The sequence below is a fragment of the Bifidobacterium callitrichidarum genome (assembly GCF_003129905.1).
In the GTDB taxonomy this organism is placed as follows: domain Bacteria; phylum Actinomycetota; class Actinomycetes; order Actinomycetales; family Bifidobacteriaceae; genus Bifidobacterium; species Bifidobacterium callitrichidarum.
In genome coordinates, this window is record NZ_QFFM01000017.1 from 40,580 (window position 1) to 58,902 (window position 18,323).

General features: G+C 62.4%; 26 protein-coding genes. 3 read left to right on the forward strand and 23 right to left on the reverse strand.

Going from position 1 to position 18,323, the window contains the following annotated elements; translation table 11 throughout:
* Positions 1–235 precede the first annotated feature (235 nt).
* The 22 genes from secY to rpsJ all read right to left on the reverse strand — a co-directional run bounded on the left by secY (position 236) and on the right by rpsJ (position 11,583).
* Positions 236–1,573, reverse strand: a complete 1,338-nt coding sequence (gene secY, locus DF196_RS08825) for a preprotein translocase subunit SecY (RefSeq protein WP_109057471.1) — start codon at positions 1,571–1,573, stop codon at positions 236–238.
* 426 nt (positions 1,574–1,999) lie between these two features.
* Positions 2,000–2,452, reverse strand: a complete 453-nt coding sequence (rplO, locus tag DF196_RS08830) for a 50S ribosomal protein L15 (protein ID WP_109057472.1) — start codon at positions 2,450–2,452, stop codon at positions 2,000–2,002.
* Between the two features lie 2 nt (positions 2,453–2,454).
* Positions 2,455–2,640 (reverse strand): 50S ribosomal protein L30, encoded by a 186-nt coding sequence (gene rpmD / locus DF196_RS08835; RefSeq protein ID WP_094666801.1) that lies wholly within the window; start codon positions 2,638–2,640, stop codon positions 2,455–2,457.
* A 5-nt stretch (positions 2,641–2,645) separates the two neighbouring features.
* The gene (gene rpsE, locus DF196_RS08840) at positions 2,646–3,377 is read right to left on the reverse strand and encodes a 30S ribosomal protein S5 (protein ID WP_109057473.1); all 732 of its coding nucleotides are present in this window, start codon (positions 3,375–3,377) and stop codon (positions 2,646–2,648) included.
* Positions 3,374–3,745 (reverse strand): 50S ribosomal protein L18, encoded by a 372-nt coding sequence (gene rplR, locus DF196_RS08845; protein ID WP_109057474.1) that lies wholly within the window; start codon positions 3,743–3,745, stop codon positions 3,374–3,376. Before rplR ends, rpsE begins: the two co-directional genes overlap by 4 nt.
* 1 nt (position 3,746) lies before the next feature.
* Positions 3,747–4,286, reverse strand: coding sequence for a 50S ribosomal protein L6 (gene rplF, locus DF196_RS08850; protein ID WP_109057475.1), 540 nt, complete (start codon positions 4,284–4,286; stop codon positions 3,747–3,749).
* Between the two features lie 17 nt (positions 4,287–4,303).
* Positions 4,304–4,702 carry a 30S ribosomal protein S8 gene (gene rpsH, locus DF196_RS08855; RefSeq protein WP_003829896.1) on the reverse strand — a complete coding sequence of 133 codons (399 nt, stop codon included), beginning with the start codon at positions 4,700–4,702 and terminating at the stop codon, positions 4,304–4,306.
* Positions 4,703–4,793: 91 nt separating this feature from the next.
* Positions 4,794–4,979, reverse strand: coding sequence for a type Z 30S ribosomal protein S14 (locus DF196_RS08860; RefSeq protein ID WP_003814530.1), 186 nt, complete (start codon positions 4,977–4,979; stop codon positions 4,794–4,796).
* 1 nt (position 4,980) lies between these two features.
* Positions 4,981–5,556 (reverse strand): 50S ribosomal protein L5, encoded by a 576-nt coding sequence (rplE, locus tag DF196_RS08865; RefSeq protein ID WP_109057476.1) that lies wholly within the window; start codon positions 5,554–5,556, stop codon positions 4,981–4,983.
* Positions 5,553–5,888, reverse strand: coding sequence for a 50S ribosomal protein L24 (rplX, locus tag DF196_RS08870; RefSeq protein ID WP_094666734.1), 336 nt, complete (start codon positions 5,886–5,888; stop codon positions 5,553–5,555). Before rplX ends, rplE begins: the two co-directional genes overlap by 4 nt.
* A gap of 1 nt (position 5,889) precedes the next feature.
* Positions 5,890–6,258, reverse strand: coding sequence for a 50S ribosomal protein L14 (gene rplN / locus DF196_RS08875; protein ID WP_003829893.1), 369 nt, complete (start codon positions 6,256–6,258; stop codon positions 5,890–5,892).
* 112 nt (positions 6,259–6,370) lie between these two features.
* Positions 6,371–6,631, reverse strand: a complete 261-nt coding sequence (gene rpsQ / locus DF196_RS08880) for a 30S ribosomal protein S17 (protein WP_094666732.1) — start codon at positions 6,629–6,631, stop codon at positions 6,371–6,373.
* Positions 6,632–6,633: 2 nt separating this feature from the next.
* On the reverse strand, positions 6,634–6,885 hold the full coding sequence (gene rpmC, locus DF196_RS08885) for a 50S ribosomal protein L29 (protein ID WP_109057477.1): 252 nt from the start codon (positions 6,883–6,885) through the stop codon (positions 6,634–6,636).
* Positions 6,885–7,304: a 50S ribosomal protein L16 gene (gene rplP, locus DF196_RS08890; protein WP_109057478.1), complete on the reverse strand. Its 420-nt coding sequence runs from the start codon at positions 7,302–7,304 to the stop codon at positions 6,885–6,887. The genes rpmC and rplP overlap by 1 nt, the downstream gene beginning before the upstream one ends.
* A 6-nt stretch (positions 7,305–7,310) precedes the next feature.
* Complete coding sequence (rpsC, locus tag DF196_RS08895; protein WP_109057479.1) at positions 7,311–8,108, reverse strand: 30S ribosomal protein S3; 798 nt, start codon at positions 8,106–8,108, stop codon at positions 7,311–7,313.
* 2 nt (positions 8,109–8,110) lie between these two features.
* Positions 8,111–8,470: a 50S ribosomal protein L22 gene (rplV, locus tag DF196_RS08900; RefSeq protein WP_109057480.1), complete on the reverse strand. Its 360-nt coding sequence runs from the start codon at positions 8,468–8,470 to the stop codon at positions 8,111–8,113.
* A 17-nt stretch (positions 8,471–8,487) separates the two neighbouring features.
* Positions 8,488–8,766 (reverse strand): 30S ribosomal protein S19, encoded by a 279-nt coding sequence (rpsS, locus tag DF196_RS08905; protein ID WP_003814508.1) that lies wholly within the window; start codon positions 8,764–8,766, stop codon positions 8,488–8,490.
* A 15-nt stretch (positions 8,767–8,781) separates the two neighbouring features.
* Entirely contained in the window at positions 8,782–9,612 is an 831-nt protein-coding gene (rplB, locus tag DF196_RS08910) for a 50S ribosomal protein L2 (protein ID WP_109057481.1), read from the reverse strand.
* Between the two features lie 36 nt (positions 9,613–9,648).
* Positions 9,649–9,945 (reverse strand): 50S ribosomal protein L23, encoded by a 297-nt coding sequence (gene rplW, locus DF196_RS08915; protein WP_109057482.1) that lies wholly within the window; start codon positions 9,943–9,945, stop codon positions 9,649–9,651.
* A gap of 5 nt (positions 9,946–9,950) precedes the next feature.
* Positions 9,951–10,610: a 50S ribosomal protein L4 gene (gene rplD / locus DF196_RS08920; RefSeq protein WP_109057483.1), complete on the reverse strand. Its 660-nt coding sequence runs from the start codon at positions 10,608–10,610 to the stop codon at positions 9,951–9,953.
* 6 nt (positions 10,611–10,616) lie between these two features.
* Complete coding sequence (gene rplC / locus DF196_RS08925) at positions 10,617–11,258, reverse strand: 50S ribosomal protein L3 (RefSeq protein ID WP_109057484.1); 642 nt, start codon at positions 11,256–11,258, stop codon at positions 10,617–10,619.
* A 16-nt stretch (positions 11,259–11,274) separates the two neighbouring features.
* Entirely contained in the window at positions 11,275–11,583 is a 309-nt protein-coding gene (gene rpsJ / locus DF196_RS08930; RefSeq protein WP_003808013.1) for a 30S ribosomal protein S10, read from the reverse strand.
* Between the two features lie 347 nt (positions 11,584–11,930).
* On the opposite strand from rpsJ, the gene budA reads away from it, so the two are divergent.
* Complete coding sequence (gene budA / locus DF196_RS08935) at positions 11,931–12,695, forward strand: acetolactate decarboxylase (RefSeq protein WP_109057485.1); 765 nt, start codon at positions 11,931–11,933, stop codon at positions 12,693–12,695.
* Positions 12,696–12,876: 181 nt separating this feature from the next.
* Positions 12,877–13,725 (forward strand): YwiC-like family protein, encoded by an 849-nt coding sequence (locus DF196_RS08940; RefSeq protein WP_109057486.1) that lies wholly within the window; start codon positions 12,877–12,879, stop codon positions 13,723–13,725.
* A 219-nt stretch (positions 13,726–13,944) separates the two neighbouring features.
* Here the strand turns inward: DF196_RS08940 and adhE are convergent, their stop codons facing one another.
* A complete protein-coding gene (adhE, locus tag DF196_RS08945; RefSeq protein ID WP_109057487.1) occupies positions 13,945–16,677 on the reverse strand; it encodes a bifunctional acetaldehyde-CoA/alcohol dehydrogenase in 2,733 nt (910 codons plus the stop codon).
* A 473-nt stretch (positions 16,678–17,150) separates the two neighbouring features.
* On the opposite strand from adhE, the gene DF196_RS08950 reads away from it, so the two are divergent.
* Positions 17,151–18,293 (forward strand): ROK family transcriptional regulator, encoded by a 1,143-nt coding sequence (locus DF196_RS08950; protein WP_109057488.1) that lies wholly within the window; start codon positions 17,151–17,153, stop codon positions 18,291–18,293.
* The last annotated feature ends 30 nt before the right edge of the window (positions 18,294–18,323 follow it).

The following is an 18,323-nucleotide window of genomic DNA, read 5'->3' on the forward strand; positions in this document are numbered from 1 at the left end:
GTTGTACTCCTTAACGGTTTTGTTTGTGAGGGGTTGTGTGTTCTCCCCTGAGTCTCTTACGTGACAGCTCCCCCTCAACGAGGGAGACTATTTACGCATTGGCTCCCCTTTCTGAGGGGAGCTATCAGCAAAGCTGACTGAGGGGAGCCGAATCGTGCGTGCCTTCCATGCGGGAAGGCCACAGTGATACGCAGATGCGGTACCGGCCGGATGACCGATACCGCATCGGAAAGGTTTACTTGCCTTCCTTGTGGTCCACGTTCTCGAGCAGGAAGCCGGTGTACTGGAACTGCTCGGTCTGGGCCTTGGCCTGGCGCAGGGTGTCGAGGCCCACGCCGGCGATGATCAGGATGGTGGTGCCACCGAACGGCAGCTTGGCGTTGAGGCCGAGGGCCATGATGAGCACGGTCGGGATCAGGGCCACGAACAGCAGGTAGACCGCACCGACGGTGTTGAGTCGGTTCATGACGTAGGTCAGGTAGCGGGAGGTGGCGCTGCCGGCGCGGATGCCGGGGATGAAGCCGCCGTACTGCTTCATGTTGTCCGCCGTCTCGTCCGGGTTGAACGTGATCGAGGTGTAGAAGAAGCAGAAGAACACGATCATCAGCGCGTAGAGCGCGATGTACCACACGGAGGTGGTGTTCGCCAGGTTGGAGTTGATCCACTTGACCCAGGACTGGTCGGACTTGCCGAACTGGGCGATCAGGGTCGGGATGGCGAGGATCGAGGAGGCGAAAATCGGCGGAATCACGCCGGACATGTTGATCTTGAGCGGCAGGTAGGTGGAGGAACCGCCGTACATCTTGCGGCCGATCATGCGGCGGGTGTACTGCACCGGCACGCGGCGCTGGCACAGCTCGACGAAGTCGACGAAGATGAGGATGACCACGAGCACGGAGACGACGATGCCGAACTTGGCCCAGTCGCCATCGGTGCCGTTGGTGCCCCAACCGATCTCCCACAGCTGCGGCAGGAAGCCGGAGCAGATGGACATGAAGATCAGGATGGACATGCCCTGGCCGATGCCCTTGTCGGTGATGAGCTCGGCCATCCACATGATCAGGCCGGTGCCGCCGGTCATGATGAGGACCATGACCACGAGGTTCCACACGGAGCCGTCCGGGATGACCTGGTCGCACTGGTAGTTGAACAGGGCGCCAGAGCGGGCGGTGACGAGGATGGTGGTGGACTGGAGCACGGCCAGGCCGATGGTCAGGTAACGGGTGTACTGGGTGAGCTTGGCCTCGCCGGACTGGCCTTCCTTGTGCAGGGCCTCGAAGCGAGGGATGACCACGCGCAGCAGCTGTACCACGATGGAGGCGGTGATGTACGGCATGACGCCCAGCGCGAAGATGGACAGCTGGAGCATGGCGCCACCGGAGAAGAGGTTCACCAGTCCGATGAAGTTCTCGGACGCGGTCTGCATCTTGCCCATGCAATCCTGGACGACCGAGTACTTGACGCCCGGGGTCGGGATGAACGAGCCGATACGGTAGACGATGATGATGAACAGGACGAAGAGAATCTTCTTCCTCAGCTCTTTGGTCTTCAGGGCCTGGATTAGTGTCCTCACCTGGGTTTCCTCCCTATGACGCCCCCTCGGGCGTGCGAAATTACACAAACTATCAAACGAGCATAGTCTAACGGGCCTACTTAGGCCACCAGATGTCTCGTGGATGTTTGCTGGATGGTATCTGTCATGCTGAACGAGGTGAGGCATCTGCGAGTGTGCAGGGTGCCGTTCGGGTCGAAAACAACGGTGTTCTCAATACGTGATGGGAATGTCTTCGACGCTGGATGCAGAGGATGATACGGAACACACACGGACGGGTCGCCGGTGCTCCACTGCGCTCAGAATGACCGTACGAACGGGAATCGGACGTACGAATCGAAGCCGCGGCTATTATGGTCGGCCAAATCGGCTTCTTATGCGTAGTGGCCCCCGTCCACCGATTGGCGGGCGGGGGCCACTATCAGGCTATTGTGCCCCTAAGGACGCTCAGTCCTCGGAGACGGAGCCGCCAGCGGCTTCGATCTTGGCCTTGGCGGAAGCCGAAGCCTTCACGCCCTTGAGCGTGAACGCAACGGTGGTCTCGCCTTCGCCCAGGACCTTCACCGGGGCGTTGTTGCGCACAACACCCTTGGCGACCAGGTCGGCCGCGGTGATCTCGCCGCCCTGAGGGAAGACCTCAGCGAGCTTGGCGATGTTGACCACCTGGAATTCGACCTTGAACGGGTTCTTGAAGCCACGCAGCTTCGGCAGGCGCATGTACAGCGGCAGCTGGCCACCTTCGAAGCCCGGACGAACGTGGTAACGCTTCGTCTGGCCCTTGGCGCCACGGCCGGCGGTCTTGCCCTTGGAGCCTTCACCGCGGCCAACGCGAATGCGATCGCGGTTGGCGCCCGGGGCGGGCTTCAGGTCATGCATCTGCAGGATCTCGTTATCTGCCATAATCAGTCAACCTCCTCGACGGTGACCAGGTGACGCACGGCGTTCACCAGACCACGGTTGGCCGGGGTGTCCGGACGGACGACGGTCTTGCCGATCTTGTTCAGGCCGAGGGTCTTGACGGTGGCGCGCTGAGCCGGGGTACGGTTCACGATGCCGTGGTGCAGGGTAATCTTCAGGTTCTTAGCCATGGGAATCACTCACCATCCTTCTCGTCAGCAGCGGCCTTGGCGGCAGCCTCTTCACGAGCCTTGCGGGCCTCGGCGATGCCTTCGGCGCGAGCACGCAGCAGAGCGTCGGGAGCGACCTCGTTGAGGGACAGGCCACGACGAGCGGCGATCTCCTCCGGCTCCTCAAGCTGCTTGAGGGCGTCGACGGTAGCGCGCACCACGTTGACGGCGGTGGCGGAGCCCATCGACTTGGACAGGACGTCGGTGATGCCCGCGCACTCCATGACGGCGCGCACGGAACCGCCGGCGATTACACCGGTACCGGGAGCGGCCGGACGCAGCAGGACGGTGCCGGCGGCGTCGTGACCCTGAACCGGGTGGGTGATGGTGCCCTTGACGCGCGGCACAGTGAACATGTGCTTCTTGGCGTCAAGCTGGCCCTTGGCGATGGCGGCCGGGACCTCACGGGACTTGCCGTAGCCGACACCCACGGTGCCGTTGCCGTCGCCGACCACAACCAGGGCGGCGAAGCTGAAGGTACGGCCACCCTTGTGGGTCTTGGACACGCGGTTGATGGTCACCACGCGATCGAGCAGCTCGTCGCCGTGGTTCTCCTCACGACGGTTGCGACGCTCGCCGCGACGGCCTTCGCCGCGCTGGCCACGACGACCCTTGCGGTCCTCGTTGTTGGATTCGGTCGCCACAGTGTTCTGAGTCTCTTCAGCCACTTGGGTTTCCTTCGTTTCGTTGTCGCTCACAGTGCAAGACCTCCCTCGCGGGCGCCTTCAGCAACGGCTGCGACGCGACCGGTGTACTTGTTGCCACCGCGGTCGAAGACGACCTCGGTGATGCCGGCGGCCTTGGCCTTCTCGGCGATCAGCTCGCCGACCTTCTTGGCGGCCTCGACCTTGGTGCCCTCAAAGCCGGCGAAGTCGGCCTGCAGGGTGGAGGCGGACACGAGGGTCATGCCCTTGGTGTCGTCGACCACCTGGGCAACCATGTGGCGGTTGGAGCGGGTGACCACCAGGCGCGGACGCTCGGGGGTACCGGAGATACGCTTGCGGATACGTGCGTGACGGCGCTTGAGGGCGACCTTCTTGCCTTTTCCGAGAATCTTGACGCTCATATCACTTACCAGCCTTTCCAGCCTTGCGCAGGATGTGCTCGTCAGCGTACTTGATGCCCTTGCCCTTGTAGGGTTCCGGAGCACGCAGCTTGCGGATGTTGGCGGCGACCTGACCCACGGTCTGCTTGTCGATGCCCTTGACGATCACGGTGTTCGGGTTCGGAACCTCGAAGGTGATGCCGGCAGGCGGGTTGACAGTGATGGTGTGGGAGTAGCCGAGGAAGAACTCGATGCCCTGGCCCTTGGCGACGGCACGGTAACCGGTGCCGACGATCTGCAGGGTCTTGGAGTAGCCATCGTGCACGCCCTTGACCATACCGGCCATGATGGAGCGGGCCAGACCGTGCTTGGCACGGGTCGGACGCAGGTCGTCAGCCGGGGTAACGATGATCTCGTTGCCCTCGACGGCGGCAGTGATGCCTTCCGGCAGGGTGTAGGAGTCAGAGCCCTTGGCGCCCTTGGCGGAGAAGGACTGACCGTCAATCGTGACTTCCACGCCAGCAGGGATGGCGATGGGGAGCTTACCAATATGCGATGCCATGTTTCAGCTCTCCTTTCTCACCACACGAAGGCGACAATCTCGCCGCCAATGCCTCGGTCGAGGCATTCCTTCTGAGTCAGCAGTCCCGAGGAGGTCGAGATGATGGCGATACCCAGGCCACCGAGCGGCATCGGCAGGGAGTCGGACTTGGCGTAGCGACGCAGGCCCGGCTTGGAGATGCGCTTGATGCCCTGAATGGAACGCTCACCGTTCGGACCGTACTTGAGGGTGACCTCAAGAGTCTGGCCGACCTTGGCTTCCTTGGCGGTGAAGTCCTTGATGTAGCCTTCACGCTTCAGGATCTCGGCGATGTTCGCCTTGAACTTGGAGTACGGCATATCCACGGTTTCGTGCTTAGCCGCGCTCGCGTTACGCAGACGAGTCAGCATGTCTGCGATCGGATCTGTCATTGTCATTTGGGCTTGTTGCCCTTTCTCGCTATGGTTTCCGCCGCCCTCACGCTTCACTTGAGGAAGCGATCGGGCCGCGGACCTTCAGCGTCGATGTTTACCAACTGGACTTCGTAACGCCGGGCAGCTCGCCGCGGTGAGCCTTCTCACGAAGGCAGATGCGGCACAGGCCGAACTTGCGGTAGACGGAGTGGGGACGACCACAAACCTGGCAGCGCGTGTAGGCGCGAACCTTGAACTTCGGCTTGCCGGCCGCCTTGTTCTTCAGAGCGGTTTTTGCCATATCAGTTCTCCTTGAAGGGGAAGCCGAGGTGCTTGAGCAGCGCGTAAGCTTCCTTGTCGTCCTTGGTGGAGGTCACCACAGTGATGTCCATACCGCGCACGTGATCGATTGAATCGGGATCGATCTCGTGGAACATGGACTGCTCGGTGAGACCAAAGTTGTAGTTGCCCTGGCCATCGAACTGGTGGCCGTTGATACCGCGGAAGTCGCGGATGCGGGGCAGCGCCAGGGTCAGCAGACGATCCAGGAACTCCCACATGCGGTCGCCACGCAGGGTGACGTACGCACCGATGGCCTGGCCCTCACGCAGGTGGAACTGAGCGACGGACTTCTTGGCCTTGGTGATCTTCGGCTTCTGACCGGTGATCACGGTGAGGTCCTTGACGGCGCCTTCGATGAGCTTGGAGTCGCGAGCGGCGGCACCGACACCCATGGAGACGACGACCTTCTGCACACGAGCGACCTGCATCGGGTTGGAGTACTTGAACTCCTTCTCCAGCTCAGGGATGATCTGCTCGTTGTACTTGACCTTCAAGCGCGGGGTGGCCGGCGCTTCGACGACGGTAGTATCGGTCATGCCAGCTCCTTTCCGGACTTCTTGGCGACGCGCACGCGCACGGTCTTCACCTTGCCGTCACGCGCCTCTTCCTTGATGGTGACGCCCACGCGGGTCGGCTGCTTGGTCTCCGGGTCGATGACCATCACGTTGGAGCGATGGATCGGAGCCTCGACGGAGACGATGCCAGCCTGCTGGCCCTGCTGCGTGGCGCGCACGTGCTTCTTGACGATCTGCACGCCTTCGACGATCAGTCGGTCGTTCGGCAGCACCTGCTTGACGGTGCCTTCCTTGCCGCGGTCCTTGCCGCGGATGACCTTCACCAGGTCGCCGCTCTTGATCTTGGCTACCATGTCAGATCACCTCCGGGGCGAGGGACACGATCTTCATGAACTTGTGCTCACGCAGTTCACGACCAACCGGTCCGAAGATACGAGTGCCCTTCGGTTCACGGCCGGAGCCGAGAATGACGGCGGCGTTCTCGTCGAACTTGATGTAGGAACCGTCCGCACGACGGGATTCCTTGACAGTACGGACGACGACGGCCTTGACCACATCGCCCTTCTTGACCGACCCGCCAGGGATCGCATCCTTGACGGAGGCGACGATCACGTCGCCGATGCCGGCATAGCGTCGCTTCGATCCGCCGAGCACGCGGATGGCGAGGAGTTCCTTCGCACCCGTGTTGTCGGCGACATGAAGCCGCGTTTCCTGCTGAATCATTGATTCTCCTTAGCCGAGCTGGTTCTCCCCGCACACCGGGCGCGGTCGGATAAACGCACAGAACATCTATCTAACCGCGCCCGGTGGACGGCGAGCCTTGCCGAACTTGTTTTTACTTGGCGCGCTCGATGATGGACTCGAGACGCCAGCGCTTGGTCTTGCTCAGAGGACGAGTCTCCATGATACTCACGAGGTCGCCAACGTGGGCTTCGTTGTGTTCATCATGGGCCTTGACCTTCTTGGTGGTACGCACAACCTTGCCGTACAGCGGGTGGGTCGCGCGCTTCTCGAGCTCGACGGTGATCGTCTTGTCCATGGCTTCGGACACGACGTAGCCGCGGCGAACCTTACGGAAGTTACGCTCTTCAGCCATAATCACTTCTCCTTGGATTCGGTAGCGGCCGGCTCCTGGCTGATGCCAAGCTCGCGCTCGCGCAGCACGGTGTACATGCGGGCGATATCGTGCTTGACGGCCTTGAGACGGGCAGTGTTATCGAGCTGACCGGTGGCGGACTGGAAGCGCAGGTTGAACAGCTCTTCCTTGGACTTCTTCAGGAAGCCCTCGATCTCCTCGTTGGTCTTCTCGTTGAGATTCTTGATGGAGTACTCAGCGGTACCGACTGCCATCAGATATCACCACCTTCACGTGCGATAATGCGGCACTTCATCGGGAGCTTGTCGATGGCGCGGCGCAGGGCCTCGCGAGCGACATCCTCGGACACGCCACCGATCTCGAACATCACACGACCGGGACGGATGTTGGCGACCCAGAACTCCGGGGCACCCTTACCGGAACCCATTCGGGCGCCGAGGGCGTGCTTGGTCAGCGGACGATCCGGGAAGACCGTGATCCACACGCGGCCACCACGCTTGATGTAGCGGGTCATGGCGATACGGGCGGCTTCGATCTGACGGTTGGTCACGTAGGCCGGGGCGAGGGACTGGATGGCGAAATCACCGAAGTTGATCTCGTTGCCGCCCTTGGACATGCCAGAACGCACGGGGCGGTGCTGCTTGCGGTACTTAGTCCTCTTGGGGATAAGCATTCTTGCTCACTCCTTCGTCTCTGCAGCTTCGGCAGCGGGAGCCTCGGCCTTCGCGGCCTCGGCAGCCTGCGGGGCGGCAGAACGGTTGCCACGGCGCGGACGGCGATCGCCGCGACGGCCCGGGCGGTTGTTGTTCTGCTGAGCCTGCTGCTCTTCGAACTCGGATTCGGTCATGTCGCCCTTGTAGATCCAGACCTTGACGCCGATGCGGCCGTACGTGGTCTTGGCCTCAAAGAAACCGTAATCGATGAGGGCGCGGAGGGTCTGCAGCGGAACGCGGCCCTCACGGTAGAACTCGGAACGGCTCATTTCCGCACCGCCGAGGCGGCCGGAGAGCTTGATGCGGATACCCTTGGCACCGGCGCGCATTGCGTCCTGCTGGGCCTTGCGCATGGCACGACGGAAGGTGACGCGGTTGGTCAGCTGCTCGGCGATGCCCTGAGCGACGAGCTGGGCGTCCAGCGCGGCGTTCTTGACCTCGAAGATGTTGAGCTGAACCTGCTTGCCGGTCATCTTCTCCAGCTTGGCGCGGACCTTCTCGGCCTCGGCGCCACGGCGACCGATCACGATGCCCGGACGGGCGGTGTGAATGTCGACGCGGACGCGGTCACGGGTGCGCTCGATCACGATCTTGCTCACGCCGGCGCGCTCGAGGTCCTTGTTCATCTCCTTGCGGATCTGATCGTCCTCAAGCACGAAGTCGCGGTAGCGTTCGCCGGCCTTGTTGGAGTCGGAGAACCACTTGGAGCGGTGGTTCTCGGTGATGCCCAGACGGTAGCCAAACGGATTGATCTTCTGACCCATCTTTAGCGGGCTCCTTCCTTGTTAGCCACGACGACCGTGATGTGGGAGGTGCGCTTGTTGATGCGAGCGGCACGGCCCTGGGCACGAGCGCGGAAGCGCTTGAGGGTCACGCCTTCGTCAACGAAGGTCTCCTTGATGTACAGGTCGTTCTCGCGGAACGGCTCGCCGGCCTTGTCGGCCTTCACGCGGGCGTTGGCGATGGCGCTCTCCAGGGTCTTGCGGACCGGCAGGGCCGCGGCCTGAGGGGCGAACTTCAAAATGGTGACGGCTTCGGTCGCCTTCTTGCCGCGGATGAGGTCGACCATGCGGCGAGCCTTGCGCGGCGTCACGCGGACGTGACGAGCGATTGCTTTAGCTTCCATGTTCTTTTCCTTATCCTTTAGCGGCGGGCCTTCTTGTCGTCCTTCACGTGACCCTTGAAGGTCTTCGTGGGGGCGAACTCACCCAGCTTGTGACCAACCATGGCCTCGGTGACGAACACCGGGACATGCTTGCGACCATCGTGAACGGCGAAGGTGTGTCCGATGAAGTCAGGGGTGATCATCGAACGACGGGACCACGTCTTGATGACGTTCTTGGTGCCCTTCTCGTTCTGCTCGTCGACTTTCTTCTGCAAGTGGGCGTCGACGAAGGGGCCCTTCTTGATGCTACGAGTCATCTTCTCGATACTCCCTTACTTGCGGTTCTTGCCGGACGGACGGCGACGAACAATCATCTTGTTCGAAGCCTTCTTCGGACGACGAGTACGAACCTCGCCCTTGCCCCACGGAGAGACCGGCGGCTTACCACCGCGGGTACGACCGCCGTGCGGGTGGTCGACCGGGTTCATGGACTCACCACGGGTGATCGGACGGTGGCCGATCCAGCGGGCGCGGCCAGCCTTGCCGAGCTGGATGTTGGCGTGGTCCTCGTTGCCGACCTCGCCGATGGTGGCGCGGCAGCGCGCATCGACGTTGCGGATTTCGCCGGACGGCATACGCAGCTGGGCGTAGGCGCCATCCTTGGCGACGAGCTGGACGGCGGCACCGGCGGAGCGGGCGATCTTGGCGCCGCCGAGCGGGCGGAGCTCGATCGCGTGGACCACGGTACCGGTCGGGATGTTGGCCAGCGGCAGGTTGTTGCCCGGCTTGATATCGGCCTGGGCACCGGTCTCGATGACGTCACCCTGCTTGATGCCCTTCGGCGCGATGATGTAGCGCTTCTCGCCATCAGCGAAGTGCAGGAGGGCGATGCGGGCGGAACGGTTCGGATCGTACTCGATCTCGGCAACCTTGGCGGGCACGCCGTCCTTGTCCCAACGCTTGAAGTCGATGAGACGGTACTGGCGCTTGTGGCCGCCACCGCGGTGACGGGAGGTGATACGGCCGTAGGAGTTACGACCGCCGGTCTTGGAGTTCTTGCGAACCAGCGACTTCTCAGGCGTGGAGCGCGTCAGCTCGGAGAAATCCGAGACAGAAGCGTTGCGGCGGCCTGCGGTCGTCGGCTTGTAAACGCGGATAGCCATAATGTAGTTCTTCCTTTAACTTTTCTCGGCTAGCCTTCAGTTGCCGAAGATGTCGATCGTCTGGCCCTCGGCGACGGTCACGATCGCGCGCTTCTGGGAAGCACGGTAGCCGAAACCGGTGCGGGTGCGCTGCTTCTTGCCAGCGCGGTTGAGGGTGTTGACGTTCGTCACCTTGACCTTGAAGATCTCTTCGATTGCCTGCTTGATCTGGACCTTGTTGGCGTCCTTAGCAACCACGAAGGTGTACTGGCCACGGTCGGAAGCGGCGTAGCTCTTCTCGGAGACGACGGGCTTCAGGATCACGTCGTGAGCGGGCTTGTGGATAGCGACCATCTAAATCAGGCCTCCTTCGGCTCGGTCTTGGCAGCCACGAAAGCCTCGAAGGCTTCCTTGGTGAAGACCACGTACTGCGCGGTGACCACGTCGTACGTGTTGAGCTGATCGACGAAAATCGGGTGAACGTTCGGCAGGTTGCGCACGGAGAGCCACTCGTTGATGTTGTCGCGAGTGAAGACAATCGTGGCGAACTTGTCGGCGGTGATCGGGTTCAGCGCGGCGAGAGCGGCCTTGGTGGACGGGGTATCGGTGATGCCGAAGTCCACAACGGCGATGCGACCGGCGTTGGCGCGATCGGACAGGACGTAGCGCAGGGCCGCGGCCTTCATCTTCTTGGGGGTGCGCTGGGCGTAGCTACGCGGCACCGGGCCGTGGATGACGCCACCGTGGACCCACTGCGGAGCGCGGGTCGAGCCCTGACGAGCGCGACCGGTGCCCTTCTGCTTCCACGGCTTCTTGCCGCCGCCGGAGACCTTGGACTGGTTCTTGACGGCGTGGGTGCCCTGGCGGGCAGCCGCGAGCTGGGCGATGACGACCTGGTGGACCAGCGGCACGTGAGCCTGGATATCCTCGTTGGAGATACCGAAGAGCTCAGCGGGGGCTTCGATGGTACCGGTGGCCTGGCCCTTGGCGTCGGTGACGTTCAGAGTAACGTTTGCCATGGTTTATCAGGCTCCCTTCACAGCCGAGCGGACGAGAACGATGCCGCCCTTGGGGCCGGGGACGGCACCCTTGATGGCGATGATGCCGTTCTCGACATCAGCGGAGACGACGGTCAGGTTCTGCACGGTGGAGGTCACATGACCCATGCGGCCAGCCATGCGCTTGCCCTTGAGAATACGGCTCGGAGTGGCGCATGCGCCCACGGAGCCAGGACGGCGCTCGTTCTTGTGAGAGCCGTGGGAACGACGGTAGGACTTGAAGCCCCAGCGCTTGATGGTGCCGGCGAAGCCCTTACCCTTGGTGGTGCCGGTCACATCGACCTCGGCACCTTCCTCGAAGAGGTCGGCGGCCAGTTCCTGGCCAGCCTCGAACTCCTCGACGTTGTCGGTGCGCACCTCGACGAGGTGGCGACGCGGGGTGACACCGGCCTTGGCGAAGTGGCCAGCCAGCGGCTTGGTCACCTTGGTCGGGTCGATGGCGCCGTAGCCGAGCTGCACGGCCTTGTAGCCGTCGGTCTCCTCGGTCTTGACGGCGGTCACCACGTTGGTGGACACGTCGACGAGCGTGACGGGCACGAAGAAGCCGTTCTCATCCCACACCTGGGACATGCCGAGCTTCTTGCCCAGCAGAGCCTTGCGATTAGACATAATGCTTCCTCCTCCCTTACAGCTTGATCTCGATGTTGACGTCCGCAGGCAGATCGATGTGCATCAGAGAGTCCACGGCCTTGGGGGTCGGGTCCACGATGTCGATGAGACGCTTGTGAGTGCGCATCTCGAAGTGCTCGCGAGAATCCTTGTACTTGTGAGGAGAACGAATAACAACAAAGACGTTCTTCTCGGTCGGCAGCGGAACGGGGCCAACAACAGTTGCGCCCGCGTTCGTCACCGTTTCGACGATCTTCTTCGCCGATTGGTCGATGACCTCGTGGTCATAGGACTTAAGCCTGATGCGGATTTTCTGTCCCGCCATTGCCGTCCGCCCTTTCTAGCGATGTTCGTTGTACTGTTTACCAACCTGCTTCTAGGGCACCGGCGCGTAATGCCCTCCATTGGACATGAGTCCTCTGGCGGTCATCCACATCAGTGCGCAGTCTCCGGCATCCGCTCCCTTCGAAGCACTCCGGCCTGCGCTCGCTTTTTTAATTCCAATTTGCGAGCCCAAATCAGGCAACTTGTTTATCTAAGCATTCGGGCGGGACTAAACGGCGGCCTGAGGAACTCGGGCGTGTCGCCGCCAATCGGTTCGTGGCGAAAGTCACGTCCGGAGCGGGAGGACGGGGATTGTGCGGGCCGGGCGGGGCTATTAACGTGACTGGCGTGACGCAATCGTTGGCCAAGAACATCCGTCCCATCACCGAGCACGGCGCGAACGTGTTGTACCAGCACGGCACGTTGGCACTGCTGGTGCCGGGCCTGCTGGAGGGCACCACCACCATCGGCGAGCTGCTCAGGCACGGCGACACCGGCATCGGCACCGGCGAGGGGCTGGACGGCGAGCTCATCATCCTGGACGGCATCGCCTACAAGATCGGACAGTCCGGCGTGGCCGAACGGGTACCGGACGACTTCACCATGCCGTTCGCCAATTCGCACCGTGCAGCCTACCAATACCAATGCGAGCGCACGGATATCGGCCTCGAGGAGCTCAACAAGCGCATCGTGGAGGCCAACGGCCGCGCCAACAGCTTCTTCTCCGTGATCGTGCACGGCACGTTCAGCTTCATGAAGACCCGTGCCGTCATCAAACAGCAGGCGCCCTACCCCACGTTGCTTGAGGTTGCCGACCGGCAGGCCATCTTCCTGCGCCACGACGTGACCGGCACCATGCTGGGCTACTTCTCCCCCGTGATGTTCCACGGTGCGGCCGTGGCCGGGTTCCACGAGCATTTCCTTTCCGACGACCACACCTTCGGCGGCCATGTGCTCGACGCGGTGCTCGGCCACGGCAAAATCTATAGCCAGGTGTTCGACACGCTGGTCACGCATCTGCCGGTGGACGACCCGGAATATCGAAACCACGATTTCAGCCGGGACAACATCGCCGAGGCCATCACCAGCGCCGAGGGGGACACCGCTCATTGAAGACGCATGCGCGTGCCTTATACGTATATATACGTATAGGCAACACAATCCATTACTAGTGCCATGGTCTGCCTCCTCCGCCTCCCCTCTTGCACATGTGACAAGTCATGGCTTCGCCCTGCCGCACAGATTTGCCTAGTCTCCCTGTTGCACACGGCCCGGGCCTGATACCTTGGGAACCATGAGCGAACAGCCCTCCACCTTGCAGCGGCGGCCATCATCATCCGCAGCACACCCGTCGTCACGCCGGAAAACCGCCGTTCGCGACTGGATTCCCGATCAGCCCGGCGCATGGGCGATGGCGCTCCTGCCGGCGCTGGCCGGCATGATCGCAGGTGGCACGAACGCGGTCACCGTCTGGCTGTTCGCCGCATGGGTGTTGTGTTACTGCACGCAATTCACCGTAGCGCGTTGGCTCAAGTCACGATTCGCGCGCCGCTACGCGCCGCCGGTTGCCGTATATACGGTATTGCTTGCCGCGGCCGGGCTTCCATTCGTGATCTTCCACCCGGCGGTCCTGTGGTGGGCGCCGTTATACGCCACGCTGGCCGCATTGTCGTTCGTCGCCGCATGGCTGCGCCGAGAACGGACGCTCTGGGGCAATTCGGTCGCGATCCTCGCCGCCTGCACCATGGCGATGGCCGTCGGCTCGTTCGGCACCCATGCGGCAGACGCGAAGTATCCGGCGCTCGCCAACGGCGGTCTGCCTGCCGCCATCGTCTTTCTGCTCACCCAGTTCGGGTCGGTGCTGTTCGTGAAGACGATGATTCGGGAACGCGGCAATAGAGGATATCTCTGGGCCTCGTGGATTTGGCATGGCACGCTGCTGGTCGCGGCATTCGGCCTGTGGGGGCTGCTGGGATTCAGACGATTGTTCGTGATGCCGGCGATTGTCTGCCTGTGGCTGCTGGCCAGGGCGATTGCCATGCCACTGATTGCCCGGCAACGCAACATCAAACCGATTGCGGTGGGATTGGTCGAGATGGCATCGAGCCTGGCCGTTTTCGCGGCCGTATTGATGACATTCTGAAGCCCTCAAAAAAGGAAGGCTCTGTTAAACCAAGATTCGCACAATTCCGTCGGACTACCCCTCAGTCAGCTTCGTCGACAGCTCCCCTGACAAGGGGAGCCGAGAATGGGAACATGTCAATCTTGGTTTAACAGAGCTAAAAGGAAGCCCGTCCGGGAGTGGACGGGCTTCCTTTATATATGCGATATACGCATCCGGCTAGCGGCCGGAATCAGGCGATCAGACGCGCTCGGAGGCTTCCTCGGTGGCGGCCTCGCCTTCACGCTCGACGCGCAGCTTGTGGCCTTCCGCCTGGGAGACGCCGTAGTAGGCGGCCACGGCGATGTCCTTCATGTCGTTGATCAGCGGGATGCGCGGGTTGGCCGGGGTGCACTGGTCCTCGTAGGCGCGCATGCCGATCTGGTCGAGCACGCTCCAGAAGTAGTCCTCGTCCACGCCGCAATCCTGGAAGCTCTTGTTCATGCCGAGCTTGTTGTCGCGGTAGTCCTCCACGGCCTTCGCCAGGTTCTCGACGGCCTCGGCCGGGGTCTTGCCGGTGTCGATGCCGAGGTTGCGGGCGATGTCCTGGTAGCGCTCCGGGGCGATGTACTTGTTGTACTTCGGCCAGGAGGTGGGCTCCTCCGGGATCTGGCCGTTGTAGCGGATCACGTACGGCAGCAGGATGGAGTTGGTGCGGCCGTGGGCGATGTGGCACAGGGCGCCGATGGTGTGGGCCATGCCGTGGCACATGCCGAGGAACGCGGAGCCGAAGGCCATGCCGGCCATGGTGGCGGCGTTGTGCATCTTCTCCTGGGCGTCGGTCTTGGCCAGGCCGGGCTCGCCGTTGACGGACTCAGCCAGGTTGTCCCAGATGAGCTTGGCGGCGTGCAGGGCCATGCCGTCCGTGAAGTCGTTGGCGTACACGGACACGTAGGCCTCGAAGGAGTGGGTCAGGGCGTCGAAGCCGGCGTCGGAGGCCAGCTTGCGCGGCTGGGTGCGGGCCAGCACCGGATCCACGATGGCCACGGACGGGGTCAGCGCGTAGTCGGTGATCGGGTACTTGTAGCCGGTCTTGTGGTCGGTGATCACGGCGAACGGCGTGACCTCGGAACCGGTGCCGGAGGAGGTCGGGATGCACACGAGCTTGGCCTTCTTGCCCAGCGGCGGGATCTTGAAGGCGCGCTTGCGGATATCGAAGAACTTCTCGCGGACGTCGGAGAAGGCGATTTCCGGGTGCTCGTAGAGCAGCCACATGATCTTCGCGGCGTCCATCGGGGAACCGCCGCCGACGGCGATGATGGTGTCCGGCTCGAACTCCTCGCGCATCATCTCGGCGCCCTTTTCGACGGTCTCGACGGAGGGTTCCGGCTCCACGTAGTCGATGATGCGGAAGGTCACGCGGTTGGAGCGGGCGCGCAGCTGGTCGATGATCTTGTCGACGATGCCGAGCTGCTCCATGACCTTGTCGCACACGATGACGGCCTTCTCGATGCCGTACATGTCGCGCAGGTACTTGACGGCGTTCGGCTCGAAGTAGGTCTTGGCCGGGATCTTGAACCACTGCATGTTGTTGTTCCTCCGAGCGATGCGCTTGATGTTGACGAGGTTCACGGCCTGCACGTTGCCGGACACCGAGTTGCCGCCGTAGGAGCCGCAGCCCAGGGTCAGGGACGGGGCGATGGCGTTGTAGATGTCGCCGATGCCGCCGAGGGAGGAAGGCTGGTTCCAGATGATGCGGCAGGCGTGCATGCGGACGCCGTACTCGCGCACGAGCTCCTGGTTGTTGGTGTGGATGGCGGCGGTGTGGCCGGCACCCAGCTTGAGCATCTTCTCGCACATCTCGAAGGCCTGCTCCTTGGAGTCGGCCTTGAGCACGGCCTGCACCGGGGCGAGCTTCTCGTGGGTCAGCGGCTCGTCGTCGGAGACTTCCTTGCATTCGGCGGCGATGATGGTGGCATCGGCCGGGATCTCGAAGCCGGCGGCCTTGGCGATGAACTGCGGGGACTTGCCCGGCACCACGGAGTTCAGCTTCGGCGTCTGGCCGCTTCCGGCGGTGCAGCCGAACATGTACTGCTCCAGCTTGGCCTTCTCCTCGGCGTTGACGAAGTACGCCTTGCGCAGCTTGAGCTCCTTGATGAGCGGGGCGTAGACGTCCTTGTGGGCGATGATGGCCTGCTCGGTGGCGCAGATCATGCCGTAGTCGAAGTGCTTGGAGAGGACCAGGTCGTTGGCGGCGCGCACGATGTCCACATCGGAATCGATGTAGGCCGGGGCGTTGCCGGCGCCCACGCCGAGGGCGGGCTTGCCGGAGGAGTAGGCGGCCTTAACCATGCCCGGACCACCGGTGGCGAGGATGGTGGCGATGCCCGGGTGCTTCATCAGGGCGCCGGTGGCCTCGATGGACGGGTGCTCGATCCACTGGATGCAGTTGGCCGGGGCACCAGCCTCGATGGCCGCGTCGCGCACGATGCGGGCGGCTTCGACGGAACACTTCTGGGCACCCGGGTGGAAGCCGAAGATAATCGGGCAGCGGGTCTTCAGAGCGATGAGGGACTTGAAGATGGCGGTGGAGGTCGGGTTGGTGACCGGGGTGACGCCGGCGACCACGCCGACCGGCTCGGCCACTTCGTCGATGCCCATGACGTCGTCCTCACGAATGATGCCGACGGTCTTCTGGCCGGCGAGGTAGTTGGTCACGTGCTCGCAGGCGAAGATGTTCTTGGTGGCCTTATCCTCCACGAGACCACGGCCGGTCTCGTCGACGGCCATCTTGGCCAGGACCAGGTGCTTGTTCAGCGCGGCGATGGACGCCTTGGCGACGATGCGGTCAACCTGCTTCTGGTCGAGGTTCTCGAACTCATCCAGGGCCTTGAGACCCTTGGCGACCAGGGTGTCGACCTCGGCCTGGGCTGCGGCCTGCTTCTCTTCGGGGGTCGGCTTGACGTCTTCGACCTTGTTCTTTGCTTCTGCCACTTGGGGTCCTCCTCGATCTTTCTTGGGGTATATGGCAAAGTTCCCTTGTGCAGCGGGTTGCCATGCGTCACCCGGATCCCGGCATGGGGTACCGGCCCGGGGCGATCGCGACCGTGCTGCCGTCACAACGCTGTGTGACCTGAGTCACAATATACAGAAGCCCTTATGGCACTGCATGCGCACAAAAACGACGGCGTTTCATGTTTGCTTATGAGTTCTTTTTGTAAGATTCTGTGCGAAATAGCCCAAAATACGGCCCAATTCCGCTGTTTTTGATGTCTTTTGTGCGATTTTTTACGTTCCGCACAGCAATATTTCACTGCCCGACCCATAACTTTATATAAATGTTTTTCTAAAAGTTTCCTCATCTTGCCTTTTTCTAGAAAACGTGTTTAGATAAGTGCCAGCAATCACCGTAATTCCAACGTCTGAGCGTTCGCAATCCTTGAGTCCGGGACCAATGGAGGTTCGTCATGAAGCCGCTGCAGCCCAATCAGGTCAAAGCACATAATCGCAGCGCCATCATCCGCTATCTCTACGCCCATCGGCACGTGACCAAGCAGGAACTCGAACGCGAGCTCGGGCTGAGTCTGCCCACCATCTCGCAGAACCTGCGCCTCCTGGAAGCCGACCACATCGCAGGCAAAGGCGATCTGCAGGATTCCACCGGCGGACGCAAGGCCCAGTGCTACGAGTTCAACCCGGACCATCGCACGGCCATCGGTGTCAGCATGGATTCCCACGAACTGCGCCTGTGCGCGGTGAACCTGTACGGCGGCGTGGTGGCCCGGCTCAGCACGCCCCTCCCCTACCGCAACACCAATGTCTATTACCAGCGCATTGGCGGCATCATCAACAACTTCGCGGCCGACGCGGAACGCAAGCACGGGCCGGTCCTGGGTGTCGCTTTTTCGATCCGCGGCATCATCGCGCCCGACGGCTCGCAGGTGACGTTCGGCCCGGTCCAAGGCAACACCGGCCTCACCCTCGACACACTCACCCAATCGGTGCATCTGCCTGCGCTGATGATCCACGATTCCGATGCCTCGGCCATGGCCGAACTCTGGTTCGACGCCACCCTGCGCGATGCGGTGTGCGTCTACCTTGACCGCCGGCCGGGCGGCTCGGTGATCATCGACGGCAAGCTGCATCAAGGCCCGAACCAATGCAACGGAGCCATTGAGCACATGGTGCTGGTGCCGGGCGGCAGGGAGTGCTATTGCGGCCAGCGAGGCTGCATGGACGCCTACTGCTCGTTGGAGACGCTGCCCGAGGATTACGAAAGCATCCCCGGCTTCTTCAGCGTGCTGGAGCAGGGCGAACGTCACCACCGCGAGCGCATGGATGAATGGCTGGATTACGTGGCACAGGCCATCGTGAATGCGCGTTCGGTCATCGCCGGGGACGTCATCATCGGCGGAGAGGCAGCCCCGATGCTGGAGGACGGCGAAATCGAGGATCTGAGGAACCGCATCGTTAGGCGCAGCCCGTTCGGTACGGACCACTTCACGCTGCGCAAAAGCTACTGCGCCGAAGACCAGGACATCATCGGCGCCGCCCTGCGCTTCTCGCAGCGCTATCTTGACGAGATCCGCGGACTGGCACCCGTGATGTGACCCGGTAACCATCGCGACAGGCCCGGCCGG